Genomic DNA, 15,316 nt, shown 5'->3' with positions numbered 1-15,316 from the left:
GGCGTTCGATGCGTTGGCGTTGACGGAGGTCAAGGCTGCGGCGTGGTGGAGGCGGCGGGCGGCGTGCCGTGGTGCGGCATCATGTTGGCGTTCATGTGGAACATGACCCAGAGCGTACCCGACAGCGCGATCACGACGAAGACCACGGTGAAGATCGTGGACAGCAGCGTCCAGCCGGCCTCGATCTTGCTGTTCATGTGCAGGAAGTAGTACATGTGCACCAGGATCTGCACGATGGCGAAGGCGCCCAGCACCAGGACGGCGGTGGTGCGGCCTTCGATGACCTTGGCCATGATCAGCCAGAAGGGGATCGCCGTCAGGATGACCGACAGCACGAAGCCCGTCATGTAGCCGGAGAAGGTGCTGTGCGGGCCGACGTCGTGGTGGTGGTCGTCGTGCGCGTCGTGCGCGCCGCCGGCGTGGATGTCATGTGCGCTCATTACAGCACTCCCATCAGGTAGACAAAGGTGAAGACGCCGATCCAGACCACGTCCAGGAAGTGCCAGAACATCGACAGGCACATCAGGCGGCGGTTGTTCTCGTGCGTCAGGCCGTGCTTGCTGATCTGCAGCATCAGCACGACGAGCCAGATCAGGCCGAAGGTCACGTGCAGGCCGTGGGTGCCGACCAGCGTGAAGAACGACGACAGGAAGGCGCTGCGGCCCGGGCCCGCACCCTGGTGCAGCAGGTGCGAGAACTCGTAGAGTTCCAGGCCCAGGAAGCACAGGCCCAGGACGCCGGTGACCGCCAGCCAGCCCAGCGTGGCGCCGACCTGGTTCTGCTGCTTCTTGAGCATGGCGAAGCCGAAGGTGATCGACGACAGCAGCAGGAAGGCCGTGTTCATCGCCACCAGCGGCAGGTCGAACAGGTCGGCGCCGGTCGGGCCGGCGGCGTAGCTGCGGCCCAGCACGCCATAGGTGGCGAACAGGGCAGCGAAGATGAGGCAGTCGCTCATCAGGTAGAGCCAGAAGCCCAGCGCGGTGCCATTGGCCGTATGGGGTTCCTCGGCCAGATGGTAGTCGCGGGGTTCAATGGCGCCCGCGGCGCCGGCGTTCATGCGGAGTTCAGACATTGCGTGCAAGCAGTTCGGTGCGGGCATCTTCAGTCGCAGCAACTTCCGATGCTGGGATGTAGAAATCGCGCTTGTAGTTGAAGGTATGGACGATCGAGATCAGCACGATGGCGGCAAACGTCAGGCCGGCGAGCAGCCACATGTGCCAGATCATCGCGAAGCCGAACACGGTCGCCACCATGGCGATCACGAAACCGGCCGCGGTGTTCTTGGGCATGTGCAGGGCCTTGAAGCCCGTGAGGGGGCGCTTGTAGCCGTGCTTCTTCATGTCCCACCACGCATCGATCTCGTAGACCTTGGGCGTCATGGCGAAGTTGTAGTCGGGCGTGGGCGAAGCCGTGGACCATTCCAGCGTGCGGCCGTCCCATGGGTCGCCGGTCACGTCGCGCAGCGCCGCGCGGTTGCGGAAGCTAACCCACAGCTGCACCAGGAAGGCGCCGATGCCGGCGGCAACGATCACCACGCCGACCGTGGAGATGTACAGCCAGATGTTGTAGGCGTCGTCTTCGAACACGTTGACGCGGCGCGTCGCGCCCATCAGGCCCAGGATGTACAGCGGCGTGAAGGTGACCCAGAAGCCCACCAGCCAGCACCAGAACGACACCTTGCCCCAGAACTCGTCGAGCATGAAGCCGAAGGCCTTGGGGAACCAGTAGTTGATGGCCGCGAACAGGCCGAACACCACGCCGCCGATGATCACGTTGTGGAAGTGGGCGATCAGGAACAGGCTGTTGTGCAGCACGAAGTCGGCCGGGGAACGGCCAGCAGCACGCCGGTCATGCCGCCGATGGCGAAGGTGGCCATGAAGCCCACGGTCCACATCATCGGCACGGTGAAGCGGATGCGGCCCTTGTACATCGTGAACAGCCAGTTGAAGATCTTCGCCCCGGTCGGGATGGAGATGATCATCGTGGTGATGCCGAAGAACGAGTTCACGCTCGCGCCCGAGCCCATCGTGAAGAAGTGGTGCAGCCAGACCAGGTAGGACAGGATGGTGATGGCCACCGTCGCATACACCATCGAGGTGTAGCCGAACAGGCGCTTGCGGCTGAACGTGGCGGTGATTTCCGAGAACACGCCGAAGGCCGGCAGGATCAGGATGTACACCTCTGGGTGGCCCCAGATCCAGATCAGGTTCACGTACAGCATGGCGTTGCCGCCCATGTCGTTGGTGAAGAAGTGCGTGCCCAGGTAGCGGTCGAGCGACAGCAGCAGCAGCGTGGCCGTCAGCACCGGGAAGGAGGCGACGATCAGCGCGTTGGTGCACAGCGAGGTCCAGACGAAGATCGGCATCTTCATCAGCGTCATGCCGGGGGCGCGCATCTTGATGATGGTCACCAGCAGGTTGATCCCGGACAGCGTCGTGCCGACCCCGGCGATCTGCAGGGCCCAGATGTAGTAGTCGAGTCCGACACCCTCGGGGTTGTGGCCGAGGTTGGAAAGCGCCAGCCAGCCCGAGGTCGAGAACTCGCCGACGAACAGCGACACCATCACCAGGATCGCGCCGGCGGTGGTCATCCAGAAGCTGAAGTTGTTCAGGAACGGGAAGGCCACATCGCGCGCGCCGATCTGCAGCGGAATGATGTAGTTCATCAGGCCCGTGACCAAAGCCATGGCCACGAAGAAGATCATGATGGTGCCGTGCGCCGTGAAGATCTGGTCGTAGTGGTGCGGCGGCAGGAAGCCCACGCCGTCCACGGTGGCCACGGCCTGCTGCATGCGCATCATCAGCGCGTCGGCAAAGCCGCGCAGCAGCATGACGATACCCAGGATCATGTACATGATCCCGATCTTCTTGTGGTCGATGCTGCAGATCCAGTCGCGCCAGAGGGTGCCCCAGAGCTTGAAGCGGGTCAGCAGGGTGAGGATCGCCAGGCCGCCCAGAACCACGCCGGCAAAGGTCGCCAGAAGGATCGGGTCGTGCAGCGGTATCGATTGCCAGCTCAACCGTCCGAAGATCAGTTGGGCCGTATCAAATTGATCAGACATAAAGGGTCTCTTGTGAGGTGGTCGGCAGGGCAGGCTTGCCTGGCGTGCCGACCACCGAATTGCTTATTGCTGGATGACGGCTTCGGAAGCGACGCCAGGCTCCAAAGCGGCCGTGATCTTCGCGGCGTCTTCGGTCGTGCAGATGTCGCCCGACAGGTTCAGGCCCTTGGCGCGCATGTAGGACTGGCCGCCGGCCTTGTCGATGGCCATCATGGTGTGCATGCACATCTGGCCTTCTTCCACGCAGCGGTTGAGCACCGTGTGGTAGAGCTTGGGATCGACATTGCCGAAGCGCTGGACCGGATGGCGCTCGGTGGGCTTGACCAGCTCGAGGTAGGTCGTGCGGTCCAGCGTGCCACCTTCGGACTTGGCCTTGGCGATCCAGTCGTTGAAGCCGGCTTCGGTCAAGCCATGGAACTTGAAGTTCATGTGCGAGAAGCCGGGGCCGCTGTAGTGCGTGGACAGGCCCTTGTAGACGCCTTCCTTGTTGATGACGGCATTGAGCTCGGTCTGCATGCCGGGCATGGCATAGATCATGCCGGCCAGGTCGGGCACGTAGAACGCGTTCATCGTGGTCGTGGAGGTGATCTTGAAGTGGATCGGGCGGTTGACCGGCGCAGCCAGTTCGTTCACCGTGGCGATGCCCTGCTCGGGATAGAAGAACAGCCATTTCCAGTCCATGGCCACGACTTCCACCGTCAGCGGCGTGACGTTTTCCGCCAGCGGCGTCTGGTGGTCGATGCGGTCGAGCGGACGATAGGGGTCGAGCTTGTGGGTGCTGATCCAGGTGATCGCGCCGAGCACGATCACGATGGCCAGCGGCGCGGTCCAGATCAGCAGTTCCAGCTTGGTCGAATGGTGGAACTCGGGGTCGTATTCGGCCTCGGTGTTCGACTGCCGGTACTTCCAGGCGAAGAAGAAGGTCGCCAGGATCACGGGGACGATGATCAGCAGCATCAGGTAGGTGGCCACCATGACCAGATCGCCTTGCTGTGCGGCGACATCGCCTGCGGGGTTGAGAACTACGGCTTTGCTGCAGCCGCCGAGGGCGGCAAGCAGCGCGGTAGCTGTGAGCCACGCAGGCCCACGGATTTCCTTGGATTGAAGCATGTCATGGGCGCGCCCGAGCGCGCTTAGGTGTAAACGTGAGTTGGGAAACAGCGTAAATGTAATAAAACGGCGAAAAATGTCGATTGGACATTTTGTCCTACGTGCGCACGGGGGCGCATGCCGACATTCTGGGTAGCGCAGCGAATTTTCATGTAGGCGGGAGAGCCGTCGGGGCGTCGGCCCGGTGGGAGTGGTCGGGTGGATGCAGGCAGCCGTCGGGCTGTAGTTGTTGGCTGACATGTGCAGGCGTCAAAGACGTACTGGGCTCGGCGGTAGACGGGCGTAGAAACGGCTAGTCAACTGAATGGGAGGTATCTTCATGAGCGCAACCGGTTACACAGCACCTTCCACAGGGGGTTACGAGAGCCCCCAGGCATTGTCCCGTGCAGATACGCACGAAGAGGTCAGCCCTGGCGATATCGCGGTGGGCGTCGTCATTGGACGGTCGGCGGAATATTTCGACTTTTTCGTATTCGGCATCGCTTGTGTGCTGGTCTTTCCGGCACTGCTGTTTCCCTATATGGCGCGCATCGACGGCACGCTGGCGTCGTTCGCGATCTTCGCGCTGGCCTTCATCGCCCGCCCGATCGGCACCGCCATCTCCATGGCCATCCAGCGCCGCTGGGGCCGCGGCACCAAGCTGACGCTGTCGCTGTTCCTGCTGGGCAGCTGCACGGTGGGCATGGCCTTCCTGCCGGGCTACGAGCGCCTTGGCATGTGGGCCATCGTGCTGTTCGCCGCGCTGCGCATCGGCCAGGGCCTGGCGCTGGGCGGCACCTGGGACGGCCTGCCGTCGCTGCTGGCGATCTCCGCGCCGCGCAACCGCCGCGGCTGGTACTCGATGCTGGGCCAGCTGGGCGCACCGGTGGGCTTCTTCCTGGCCGCGGGCCTGGTTGCCTATGTGTATGAAGCGACGACCCCGGAAGAATTCATTGCCTGGGGCTGGCGCTTTCCTTTCTTCGTGGCCTTTGCCATCAACGTGGTGGCGCTGTTTGCGCGCATTCGCATTGTCGTAGGCCAGACGTACTCCCATCTGCTGATGGAAAACGAGCTCGAGGCGGTGAAGACTTCCGAAGTGATGCGCAGCGAAGGCCGCAACGTGGCCATCGGCGCCTTCGCGGCACTGGCCAGCTTCGCGCTGTTCCATCTGGTGACGATCTTCCCGCTGTCGTACATCGAGCTGTACTCCGACCAGCCGGTGGGCGACGTGCTGCGCGTGCAGATGCTGGGCGCCGCCGCTGCCTGCGCGGCGATGGTCGCCTCGGGCTGGCTTGCCGACCGGTTCGGGCGCCGCAACACCCTGGGCACGATGGCGGCGCTGATCTGCGTGTTCAGCTTCGTCGGCCCGGGCCTGCTGGGCAGCGGCCAGGCCGGCAACAACGCCTTCCTGATCATCGGCTTCATCCTGCTGGGCCTGTCCTACGGCCAGTCTTCGGGCACCGTGACGGCCAACTTCACGCCGCACTACCGCTACACCGGCGCGGCGCTGTCGGCCGACATGGCCTGGCTGGTGGGCGCGGCCTTCGCTCCCTGGTGGCGCTGGCCGTGTCGGCACGCTTCGGCCTGTTCGGGCTGGGCATCTATCTGCTTTCGGGCGGCATCTGCACGCTGGCGGCGCTGGCCATCAACCGCCGCATCGAAGCGCGCGACTGATCCGCACCCAGCTGGCCTGGTGCTTGCTGCCCTTGTCCGCACCGCGGGCAGGGGCAGTCTTCATTTGGCTGCCCGTCTGGCGCCATGGCGCTTCGCACAAATCTATAATGGAAGATTGACCCGCTTGCCCAGGCGGCGCGCCTTTTCATGCGAGCGTGCAGGCGCTGCGCACTTCCTAACCATACGCCATGAGCCAACCCACTTTTTCCGTTGCCGAAATCAGGAAGTCGTTCCTGGACTTCTTTGCCTCCAAGGGCCACACCATCGTTGCCTCGAGCTCGCTGGTGCCGGGCAACGACCCGACGCTGATGTTCACCAATTCGGGCATGGTGCAGTTCAAGGACGTGTTCCTCGGCACGGACAAGCGCCCCTACCAGCGCGCCACCTCGGTGCAGGCCTGCCTGCGTGCCGGCGGCAAGCACAACGACCTGGAAAACGTCGGCTACACTGCACGCCACCACACCTTCTTCGAGATGCTGGGCAACTGGTCCTTTGGCGACTACTTCAAGCGCGAGTCGCTGAAGTGGGCGTGGGAGCTGCTGACCGAGGTCTACATGCTGCCCAAGGAGCGGCTGCTGGCGACCGTGTACGCCGAGGACGACGAGGCCTACGACATCTGGACGAAGGAGATCGGCCTGCCGCCGGAGCGCGTGATCCGCATCGGCGACAACAAGGGCGGGCGCTACAAGTCCGACAACTTCTGGATGATGGCCGACACTGGCCCCTGCGGCCCCTGCTCGGAGATCTTCTACGATCACGGCGAGCACATTCCCGGCGGCCCGCCAGGCAGCCCGGATGAGGATGGCGACCGCTTCATCGAGATCTGGAACAACGTGTTCATGCAGTTCGACATGGACGAGCAGGGCGTCTTGACCAAGCTGCCCGCGCCCTGTGTGGACACCGGCATGGGCCTGGAGCGCCTGGCCGCCATCCTGCAGCACGTGCACAGCAACTACGAGATCGACCTGTTCGCTGCCCTCATCAAGGCGGCAGGACGTGAAACGCACACCGCCGACCTGGACAACCCTTCGCTCAAGGTCATCGCCGACCATATCCGTGCGACCTCGTTCCTGGTCAGCGACGGCGTGATTCCCTCCAACGAAGGCCGCGGCTATGTGCAGCGGCGCATCGTGCGACGCGCCATCCGCCACGGCTACAAGCTGGGCCAGAAGACGCCGTTCTTCCACAAGCTGGTCAAGGACCTGGTGGCGGTCATGGGCGATGCCTATCCGCAGCTGCGCGAGCAGGAAGAACGCATCACCGCGGTGCTCAAGGCCGAGGAGGAGCGCTTCTTCGAGACCCTGGCCAACGGCATGGAGATCCTCGACAGCGCGCTGGCGGGCGATGTCAAGGTGCTGCCCGGCGACGTGGCTTTCAAGCTGCACGACACCTATGGCTTCCCGCTGGACCTGTCCAACGACGTGGCGCGCGAACGCGGCCTGAGCGTGGACGAGGAAGGTTTCCGCGCGGCCATGGAGGCGCAGAAGACCAAGGCGCGCGCCGCCGGCAAGTTCAAGATGGACCGCGCGCTCGAATACAGCGGCGCGGCCAGTGCCTTCACCGGCTATGGCGACCTGTCGGCGCCTGCCAGGGTGCTGGCGCTGTATGCCGAGGGCACCAGCGTCGACGAGCTGGCCGCGGGCCAGAACGGCGTCGTGGTGCTCGACAGCACCCCGTTCTACGCCGAGTCGGGCGGCCAGGTCGGCGACCAGGGCCTGATCACGGCCGCGGGCGTGCGCTTCGCGGTGCAGGACACGCTCAAGCTGCGCGCGGACGTGTTCGGCCACCATGGCGTGCTGGAAAGCGGCAGCCTGAAGGTGGGCGACAGCGTCACGGCCGAGGTCGACACTGCGCTGCGCGCCGCCACCATGCGCAACCACTCGGTCACGCACATCATGCACAAGGCGCTGCGCGAGGTGCTGGGCAGCCATGTGCAGCAAAAGGGCAGCCTGGTCAACGCCGAGCGCACGCGCTTCGACTTCACGCATGGCGCGCCCGTCACCGACGCCGAGATCCGCGAGATCGAGCGCCGCGTGAACGAGGAGATCCTGGCGAATTCGGCGACCGAGGCCCAGGAAATGGACATCGAGAGCGCGCAGAAGACCGGCGCGATGATGCTGTTCGGCGAGAAGTATGGCGAGACCGTGCGCGTGCTGGGCATCGGCAGCAGCCGCGAGCTGTGCGGCGGCACCCATGTGCAGCGCACCGGCGACATCGGCCTGTTCAAGGTCGTGGCCGAGGGCGGCGTGGCCGCGGGCGTGCGCCGCATCGAGGCGGTGACCGGCGTGAATGCGCTGGCCTACCTGCAGTCGCTGGAAGACACCGTGGCCCAGGCCGCGGGTGCCTTCAAGGCGCCGGCCACCGAGCTCAAGGGCCGCATCGGCCAGGCGCTCGATCAGATCAAGGCGCTGGAGCGCGAAGTCGCCGCGCTCAAGGGCAAGCTGGCATCGAGCCAGGGCGACGAGCTGGTGAACCAGGCCATCGATATCAAGGGCGTGAAGCTGCTGGCCGCGCGCCTGGAAGGCGCCGATGCCAAGACGCTGCGCGACACCATGGACAAGCTCAAGGACAAGCTGGGCAGCGCCGTGATCGTGCTGGCCGCCGTGGATGGCGACAAGGTGCAGCTGGCCGCGGGCGTGACCAAGGACTGCACGGCCAAGCTCAAGGCCGGCGAGCTGGTCAACCATGTGGCGCTGCAGGTCGGCGGCAAGGGCGGTGGCAAGCCCGACATGGCGATGGCCGGCGGCACCGATGCCACAGCGCTGCCGGCGGCCCTGGCTTCGGTGCAGGGCTGGGTCAGCGAGCGTCTCTAAGGCATCCAGACTGACAAGGCTGCCGCCGGATGCCGTCATGATGGCAGCCGCGGCAGCTTGAGCCGAAGAACTGGATTGCAAAGGAGACGACATGGTCGTACTACACACCACGCTGGCCATCGCACTGGTCATTGGCCTGATCATCTGGTTGCGCGTGGAGCCGGTCATCTCCCTGATGCTGGGCTCGCTCTATCTGGGGCTGGCCAGCGGCGTGGGTTTCACCGACACGCTCACCGCCATCACCGGCGGCTTTGGCGAGATCATGGGCAAGGTCGGCCTGCTGATCGGCTTCGGCGTGGTGATCGGCTCGCTGCTGCATGCCACGGGCGCGTTCAGCCGCATGGTGCAGGCGCTGGTCTCGGCCGTGGGCGCCGGCCGGCTGCCTTATGCCATGGCCGGCGCGATGTCGACGATCTTTCCCTCGATCTATGTGGATGTGCAGGTGGTGCTGGGCGCGCCGGTGGCGCGTTCGGCGGCGCCGCTGCTGGGGCGCACCGGGCTGCCGCTGCTGGCGGGCGCCATCGGCACGGGCATCTTCTCGGGCTATGTGTTCGTGGTGCCGGGCTTGGCTGTCATTCTCATTGCCGGGCAGATGAACGTGAGCCTGGGCTCCTGGCTCGTGGGCGGGCTGGTGATCGGCCTGGCCACGGCGCTGCTGACCACCTTCCTGTTCAGCCTCCTGCTGCGCACGAACTACTGGAAGCCCGAGACCGACGAGGACGCCAGCGAGGCCATGCTCGAGACCGAAGCCCAGGAGGCGCAGGCTCCCGCCGCGGCGCAGGGCCCGGGGCTGCTGCTGTCGGCCGCGCCGATCATCGTGCCGCTGCTGATGATCGCCTTTGGCGCATTTGCCAAGCTCGCCGGCGTCTCCAATGATTTCATCAGCTTCATCGGCAATGCCAACCTGGCGATGTTCGTCGGCCTGCTGGGCGCCTATCTGCTGGCGCGGCGCTGGATCGGCGAGGAGCGCACCACCGAGGCGCTGACGGACGGCTTCAAGACCAGCGGCGAGATCCTGCTGATCACCGGCGTCGGCGGTTCGCTGGGCGCGATCATCACTGCTTCGGGCATGGGCGCGGAGCTGGGCAAGCTGTTTTCCCACGATGCCGGCGGCCCGGTGCTGCTGAGCATCGTGCTGGCCTGGTTCATTGCCGCGGTGCTGCATGTGGCGATCGGCTCGGTGTCGGTCGCCGCGCTGACGGCGGCAAGCATCATCGGCCCGGTGGCAGCGCAGATCGATGTCTCGCCGATCATCATAGGCTTTGCCATCGCCTCGGGCGCGCTGTTCGCGGTGCAGGTCAACAGCAATTTCTTCTGGATGTTCAAGGGGCTGATGGGCCTGTCGACCAAGGGGGCGCTCAAGACGCTGACCATGGTGACCTCCATTGCCGCGGTGGTGTCGCTGGGGCTGGTGCTGCTGGCCAGCATCTTCGGCTGAGGCGCCCATTTCTCTCAAGAGCCTGGACCTGAACCTGCTCAAGGCGCTGGACGCCTTGCTGCAGGAGTGCAACGTGACGCGCGCCGCGGCGCGCCTGGGCCTGACCCAGCCGGCGATGAGCGGCATGCTGACGCGGCTGCGCGAGAGCTTTGGCGACCCGCTGTTCGTGCGTGCCCAGCGCGGCATGGTGCCCACGCAGCGCGCGCTCGACCTGCGCCAGCCGGTGCAGCAGGTGCTGGCCGAGATCGACGCCTTGCTGCAGCCGCCGCTGTTCGATCCGGCCACCGCGCAGCTGACTTTCACCATTGCCTCGACCGACTATGCGCTGCGCGCGATTGCCGTGCCCTTCGTGGCCGCGCTCAAGCCGCTGGCGCCGCAGATCCGCGTGTCGCTCGTGCCGGTCGAGAACGGCCAGGTGGCGGCGCAGCTCGAGCGCGGCCAGATCGGCTTGGCGCTGCTGTCGCCCGAGAACACTCCGCCCGAGATGCATGCACGCACCCTGTACCGCGAGCGCTATGTCTGCGTGCTGCGCGAGGGCACCCGGCGGCGACCGGACGCGGGCTCACGCTCGAGCAGTTCTGCGCGCTGGACCATGCGCTGGGCTCCTATGACGGCGGCGGCTTCCATGGCGTCACTGACGACGCGCTGCTCAAGCTGGGTCAGCGGCGCAGCGTGACGCTGTCGGCCAAATCCTTTTTGATCCTGCCCGAGCTGCTGCGCGCGAGCGACATGGTGGCGATCCTGCCCGAGCGGCTGGTGGCCGGACAGGACGGACTCGCCATCTGCGAGCCGCCCCTGGAGGTGCCGGGTTTCACCAAGTGCGCCGTCTGGCACGAGCGCACGCACCATGATCCCGCGCACCGCTGGCTGCGCGAGCTGCTGTTCCGCATCTGCGCCGAGCGGCACTAGCGGCCGGCACGCAGCGTGATATCGCGCTGCGAGATGAGGATCATAAATTTATAGCATTTGATTTATTTCAGCGGCGCCGTCATCTGGGGAACTGCCGCAGAAATTCTGCGGTTTCTTTTTATTTCCAGCCCTCTCAGAAAATCAGCATGTCCGCATTGTTTTCCCCATTCACCCTCAAGGATGTCACCCTGCGCAACCGCATCGCGGTGCCGCCCATGTGCCAGTACAGCGCCAAGGACGGCTTCACCAACGAATGGCACCAGGTCCACTATCCCTCCATCGCGCGCGGCGGCGCCGGGCTGGTGATCGTGGAGGCCACGGGCGTATCGCCCGAAGGCCGCATCACGCCCGACTGCCTGGGCCTGTGGAACGATGCTCAGGCCGAGGGCCTGGCGCGTATCGCGGCCGCGATCAAGGCCGGCGGCGCCGTGCCCGGCATCCAGATCGGCCACGCCGGCCGCAAGGCCAGCGCCAACAATCCGTGGGAGGGCGACGAGCACATCGCCGAGGGCGATCCGCGCGGCTGGCAGCCGATCGCTCCTTCGGCCATTGCCTTCGGTGGCGGCCTGCCGCGCGTGCCCAGCGAGATGACCCTGGTGGACATCACGCGCGTCAAGGCCGATTTCGTCGCTGCCGCACGCCGCGCGCGCGATGCGGGCTTCGAATGGCTGGAGCTGCATTTCGCGCACGGATACCTCGCCCAGAGTTTCTTCTCGGCGCATTCCAACCAGCGCACCGATGCCTATGGCGGCAGCTTCGACAACCGCGCGCGCTTCCTTCTGGAAACGCTGGCCGCGGTGCGCGAGGTCTGGCCCGAGAACCTGCCGCTGACGGCGCGCTTTGGCGTGATCGAGTATGACGGCAAGGACGAGGAAACGCTGGCCGAGTCCATCGAGCTGGTCAAGCGCATGCGCGCGGGCGGGCTGGACCTGCTCAATGTCAGCGTCAATTTCGTCATTCCCGATGTGAAGATTCCCTGGGGCACGCCGGCGTTCCTGGCGCCCATCGCCCAGCGCGTGGCGCGCGAAGCCGGTATTCCCGTGGCATCGAGCTGGGGCATCGACGATGTGCAGCACGCCGAGCGCGTGGTGGCCGAGGAGCAGATGGACCTGGTGATGATCGGCCGCGCGATGCTGGCCAACCCGCACTATCCCTATGCGATGGCGCAGATGCTCAAGGAGCAGCGCCCGGACTGGGTGCTGCCGGCGCCTTATGCGCACTGGCTGGAGCGGTATCGCGGGGCGGGGAAGGTGGCGGCCTGATCTTTAGGACGGGTCAGCGCTTGATTTCGAGGACAGGCCGTCCATGGTTCGACAAGCTCACCACGAACGGAATAGCCGGCTCACTACGAACGGTGTTATCCGTTCGTCCTGAGCCTGTCGAAGGATGGACGGCCTGCGCTCGATTTCTCATTGCAGCCTGTCCAAGATGCAATCTCTTATTTCCTGCGAAACACCAGATCCCAAACCCCATGTCCCAGCTTGATCCCCCGGTTCTCGAACTTGGTGAGCGGGCGGTATTCGGGCTGCGGCGCGTAGCCCTCGGCGGTGTTGGCCAGCAGCGGCTCGGCCGACAGCACTTCGAGCATCTGCACCGCATAGGGCTCCCAGTCGGTGGCGCAGTGGATGTAGCCGCCGGGTTTGAGGCGCGCGGCCAGCTTGGCGACCAGCGGCGGCTGCACCAGGCGGCGCTTGTTGTGCTTTTTCTTGTGCCACGGATCGGGAAAGAAGATGTGCACGCCGTCCAGGCTGCCTTCGGGCAGCATGTGGTCGATGACTTCCACCGCGTCATGCCGCAGGATGCGGATGTTGTGGAGGTCCTGCTCGCCGATGCGCTTGAGCAGCGCGCCGACACCGGGTTCGTGCACTTCGCAGCACAGGAAGTTGTCCTCGGGGCGCACGCGCGCGATATGCGCCGTGGCTTCGCCCATGCCGAAGCCGATCTCCAGGATCAGCGGAGCGCTGCGGCCGAAGGCGGCGGTGGCGTCGAGCGGCGCGGCGCGGTACTCCAGCAGGAACTGCGGCCCGACCTCGGCAAAGGCCTTGGCCTGTCCGGTCGTGGTGCGGCCTGCGCGCAGCACATAGCTCTTGATGGTTTTGGGATGGGCCACGCCGGCGGGAGCCGTGCCGTGCGTGGCGTCTTGGGGGGCGTCAGGGCCGGAAGCGGCCGGGTTGGTATGGTGTTCAGTCACAGGGCGAGATTGTAGTGAGCTCGCCAGGCCCGGACCCACAGCGCGAGCGCATCGGCCCGGGATCCGTGGGTGCAATCCGCCACCGGCAGCCCGAGACCCGCTGCCGCAGCGTTCAGCGCGGCGCGGCTGGCGGCGGGGGTGGAGGTGTCGATGGAGCGCGCGCCATGCTGCTTCGACAGCTTTTCGCCATCGGCGCGGCGCACCAGCGGGGTGTGCATGTAGCGCGGCGTGGGCAGGCCCAGCGACTGCTGCAGCAGCATCTGCCGCGGGGTGTTGTCGGTGAGGTCTTCGCCGCGCACGACATGGCTGACCCGCTGCAGCGCGTCATCGACGACGACGGCCAGCTGGTAGGCCCACAGACCGTCGGCGCGGCGCAGCACGAAGTCACCCACGCTTCGCGCCAGATCCTGCGACTGCGGGCCCAGCCGGCGATCCTGCCACAGCAGCCGCCCATCGGACAGCCAGCAGGGCGCGGCCGGGCCTTCGAAGGCCTGCGCACGGCCTGCCATCTTCACGGTGGCGAAGCGCCAGGCGCGCGCCGGGCGGCCGTGCAGGCCGCTGCGGCAGGTGCCGGGGTAGGGGCGCTCCACATGGCGCTCGCGCGCCAGGCCCATCTCTTCCCAGGCCCGTTCGATGTCGCGCCGCGTGCAGGCGCAGGCATAGGCCAGTTGCTGCTCCAGCAGCTGGCGCAGCGCCTGCTCGTAGAAGGCACCGCGCGCGGACTGCCACACCGGGGCTCATCGGGCTCCATGCCGCAGGCTGCGAGCTGCTGCAGGATCAGTTGGTCCGCGCCCGGCATGCAGCGCGGCGGATCGATATCCTCGATACGCACCAGCCAGCGGCCGCCGTGCGCGCGCGTCCAGCCAGCTGGCCAGGGCCGCAACCAGCGAGCCCGCATGCAGCGGGCCCGTGGGGAGGGCGCAAAGCGCCCGACATAGGGAGAACTTCCAGTTTGCAAGCTTGTCATGCCACTTTCAGGGCCAGCTCCAGGCCCGACACGAACGCGTCTTCCACGCGCGCGCCCAGGCACCAGTCGCCGCAGACGCCGAGGCCGGTCTTGCGGTTCCACAGGAACGCATGGCCCAGCGTGCTCATGGTCTGCGCATGCGGCCAGAAGCGGCTGCTGACGTGGCTGGGAGCGGCGTGGATGCCGGTGATCTCGGCAAAGGCCTTCTGCAGCTTGGCCTGGATGCGCGGCGCGTCGTCGTAACGGTGTTCGTGCGACCAGGCCGGGCTGGCCTGCACCGTCCAGCGTTCCATGGAGGAGCGTCCGGGCTTGGAGGATTCGCGCGCCAGCCAAGCAATGCGGTGATGGGTGCTGCGCGCCGCGTTCCAGTGCGGCCCCAGCGTCGTGAGGCCGGGTTGCTGGGCCTGGGCAAAAGTCAGGTGCAGCGTCCAGCAAGGCGCGATGTCGATCTCGTCGAGCGCCTGGCAATGCAGCTCGGCCAGGCCCGTGGGCGCCAGCAGCGTGCGCGCCAGCGGCGCGGGCAGCGCCAGCAGCACGGCGTCGAAGCCGGCATGCACGGCCTGCTGCGCGGGGTCGGCGTTCTCGGTCTGCAACTGCCAGCGCCCGGGCTCGAGCCGGTCGCGCTCGATGGCCGTGACGCGGCACTGCGTCAGCAGCTGGCCGGCGTCCAGAAGCGGCCGGGCCCAGGCCGCGGCCAGGCTCTGCATATGGGGCGTTGCCACCCAGTGCGATTCGCGCGGCGGCGGCACGGCGCTGGCGACGCGGCCGGCGCTGTCGAGCACGCGAATGGTGGTTGCGCTCCAGGGGCGGCACAGCTGGGGGTCGAGCGCCAGCACCTGCTCGAAACGCGCGTCGCGCACGGTGAAGTATTGCGCCCCGGAGTCGAAGCTGCCATGCGAGGTGGAATGCACGGCCATGCGCCCTCCGACCTCGGCGCCCTGCTCGAACAGCTTGACCTGATGGCCGGCCTGCACCAGCGTGCGGGCGCAGGCCAAGCCGGCGATGCCGGCGCCGATCACGGCAATCGTCTGCGGTCGGTGGCGCGCGCGGCGCGGGTGCCGCGCGGCGGTGGGCAACGGAGAAGGGAGCGTGCGCATAGCAGTCATGACAAGCCTTTCGTGGGATGCAAGGAGGCAGGTGGGAGGTCTCTCGATGCCTCGACCGTGGACTGACT

8 protein-coding genes and 4 pseudogenes are annotated in these 15,316 nt (G+C 66.2%); 5 read left to right on the top strand and 7 right to left on the bottom strand.

Features of this window, described 5'->3' with window-relative positions; translation table 11 throughout:
• Nucleotides 1-29: 29 nt before the first annotated feature.
• The 4 genes and pseudogenes from cyoD to cyoA all read right to left on the bottom strand — a co-directional run bounded on the left by cyoD (nt 30) and on the right by cyoA (nt 4,171).
• Nucleotides 30-440: a cytochrome o ubiquinol oxidase subunit IV gene (gene cyoD, locus M9799_RS16760; RefSeq protein WP_231042446.1), complete on the bottom strand. Its 411-nt coding sequence runs from the start codon at nt 438-440 to the stop codon at nt 30-32.
• The gene (gene cyoC, locus M9799_RS16755) at nt 440-1,072 is read right to left on the bottom strand and encodes a cytochrome o ubiquinol oxidase subunit III (protein WP_231042445.1); all 633 of its coding nucleotides are present in this window, start codon (nt 1,070-1,072) and stop codon (nt 440-442) included. The genes cyoD and cyoC overlap by 1 nt, the downstream gene beginning before the upstream one ends.
• Nucleotides 1,065-3,061, bottom strand: a pseudogene (gene cyoB, locus M9799_RS16750) (cytochrome o ubiquinol oxidase subunit I). Before cyoB ends, cyoC begins: the two are co-directional and overlap by 8 nt.
• Nucleotides 3,062-3,124: 63 nt before the next feature.
• Nucleotides 3,125-4,171, bottom strand: a complete 1,047-nt coding sequence (gene cyoA, locus M9799_RS16745) for a ubiquinol oxidase subunit II (RefSeq protein WP_231042443.1) — start codon at nt 4,169-4,171, stop codon at nt 3,125-3,127.
• A 319-nt stretch (nt 4,172-4,490) separates the two neighbouring features.
• Here cyoA and M9799_RS16740 point away from each other — a divergent pair.
• The 5 genes and pseudogenes from M9799_RS16740 to M9799_RS16720 all read left to right on the top strand — a co-directional run bounded on the left by M9799_RS16740 (nt 4,491) and on the right by M9799_RS16720 (nt 12,246).
• Nucleotides 4,491-5,824 (top strand): annotated as a pseudogene (locus M9799_RS16740) (MFS transporter).
• 188 nt (nt 5,825-6,012) lie between these two features.
• Nucleotides 6,013-8,637 (top strand): alanine--tRNA ligase, encoded by a 2,625-nt coding sequence (gene alaS, locus M9799_RS16735; protein ID WP_231042441.1) that lies wholly within the window; start codon nt 6,013-6,015, stop codon nt 8,635-8,637.
• 91 nt (nt 8,638-8,728) lie between these two features.
• Nucleotides 8,729-10,075 (top strand): GntP family permease, encoded by a 1,347-nt coding sequence (locus M9799_RS16730; protein ID WP_231042440.1) that lies wholly within the window; start codon nt 8,729-8,731, stop codon nt 10,073-10,075.
• A gap of 7 nt (nt 10,076-10,082) precedes the next feature.
• Nucleotides 10,083-10,984 (top strand): annotated as a pseudogene (locus M9799_RS16725) (LysR family transcriptional regulator).
• A 146-nt stretch (nt 10,985-11,130) separates the two neighbouring features.
• Nucleotides 11,131-12,246, top strand: coding sequence for an NADH:flavin oxidoreductase/NADH oxidase (locus M9799_RS16720; RefSeq protein WP_231042439.1), 1,116 nt, complete (start codon nt 11,131-11,133; stop codon nt 12,244-12,246).
• A gap of 176 nt (nt 12,247-12,422) precedes the next feature.
• On the opposite strand, the gene trmB is transcribed toward M9799_RS16720, so the two are convergent.
• The 3 genes and pseudogenes from trmB to M9799_RS16705 all read right to left on the bottom strand — a co-directional run bounded on the left by trmB (nt 12,423) and on the right by M9799_RS16705 (nt 15,248).
• Nucleotides 12,423-13,175, bottom strand: a complete 753-nt coding sequence (gene trmB, locus M9799_RS16715; RefSeq protein ID WP_231042438.1) for a tRNA (guanosine(46)-N7)-methyltransferase TrmB — start codon at nt 13,173-13,175, stop codon at nt 12,423-12,425.
• Nucleotides 13,172-14,142 (bottom strand): annotated as a pseudogene (gene gluQRS / locus M9799_RS16710) (tRNA glutamyl-Q(34) synthetase GluQRS). The gene trmB and the pseudogene gluQRS overlap by 4 nt, the downstream one beginning before the upstream one ends.
• The gene (locus M9799_RS16705) at nt 14,139-15,248 is read right to left on the bottom strand and encodes an NAD(P)/FAD-dependent oxidoreductase (protein ID WP_377008555.1); all 1,110 of its coding nucleotides are present in this window, start codon (nt 15,246-15,248) and stop codon (nt 14,139-14,141) included. The pseudogene gluQRS and the gene M9799_RS16705 overlap by 4 nt, the downstream one beginning before the upstream one ends.
• Nucleotides 15,249-15,316: the final 68 nt, after the last annotated feature.

The sequence above is a fragment of the Comamonas endophytica genome, from assembly GCF_023634805.2.
In the GTDB taxonomy this organism is placed as follows: domain Bacteria; phylum Pseudomonadota; class Gammaproteobacteria; order Burkholderiales; family Burkholderiaceae_C; genus Comamonas; species Comamonas endophytica.
This window is presented reverse-complemented; position numbering and strand designations above follow the sequence as displayed.

Coding starts and splice junctions, on each gene's coding strand:
- M9799_RS16705 (WP_377008555.1), bottom strand. CDS start 15,248: ATGACTGCTATGCGCACGCTCCCTTCTCCGTTGCCCACCGCCGCGCGG.
- cyoC (WP_231042445.1), bottom strand. CDS start 1,072: ATGTCTGAACTCCGCATGAACGCCGGCGCCGCGGGCGCCATTGAACCC.
- alaS (WP_231042441.1), top strand. CDS start 6,013: ATGAGCCAACCCACTTTTTCCGTTGCCGAAATCAGGAAGTCGTTCCTG.
- M9799_RS16720 (WP_231042439.1), top strand. CDS start 11,131: ATGTCCGCATTGTTTTCCCCATTCACCCTCAAGGATGTCACCCTGCGC.
- cyoD (WP_231042446.1), bottom strand. CDS start 440: ATGAGCGCACATGACATCCACGCCGGCGGCGCGCACGACGCGCACGAC.
- cyoA (WP_231042443.1), bottom strand. CDS start 4,171: ATGCTTCAATCCAAGGAAATCCGTGGGCCTGCGTGGCTCACAGCTACC.
- M9799_RS16730 (WP_231042440.1), top strand. CDS start 8,729: ATGGTCGTACTACACACCACGCTGGCCATCGCACTGGTCATTGGCCTG.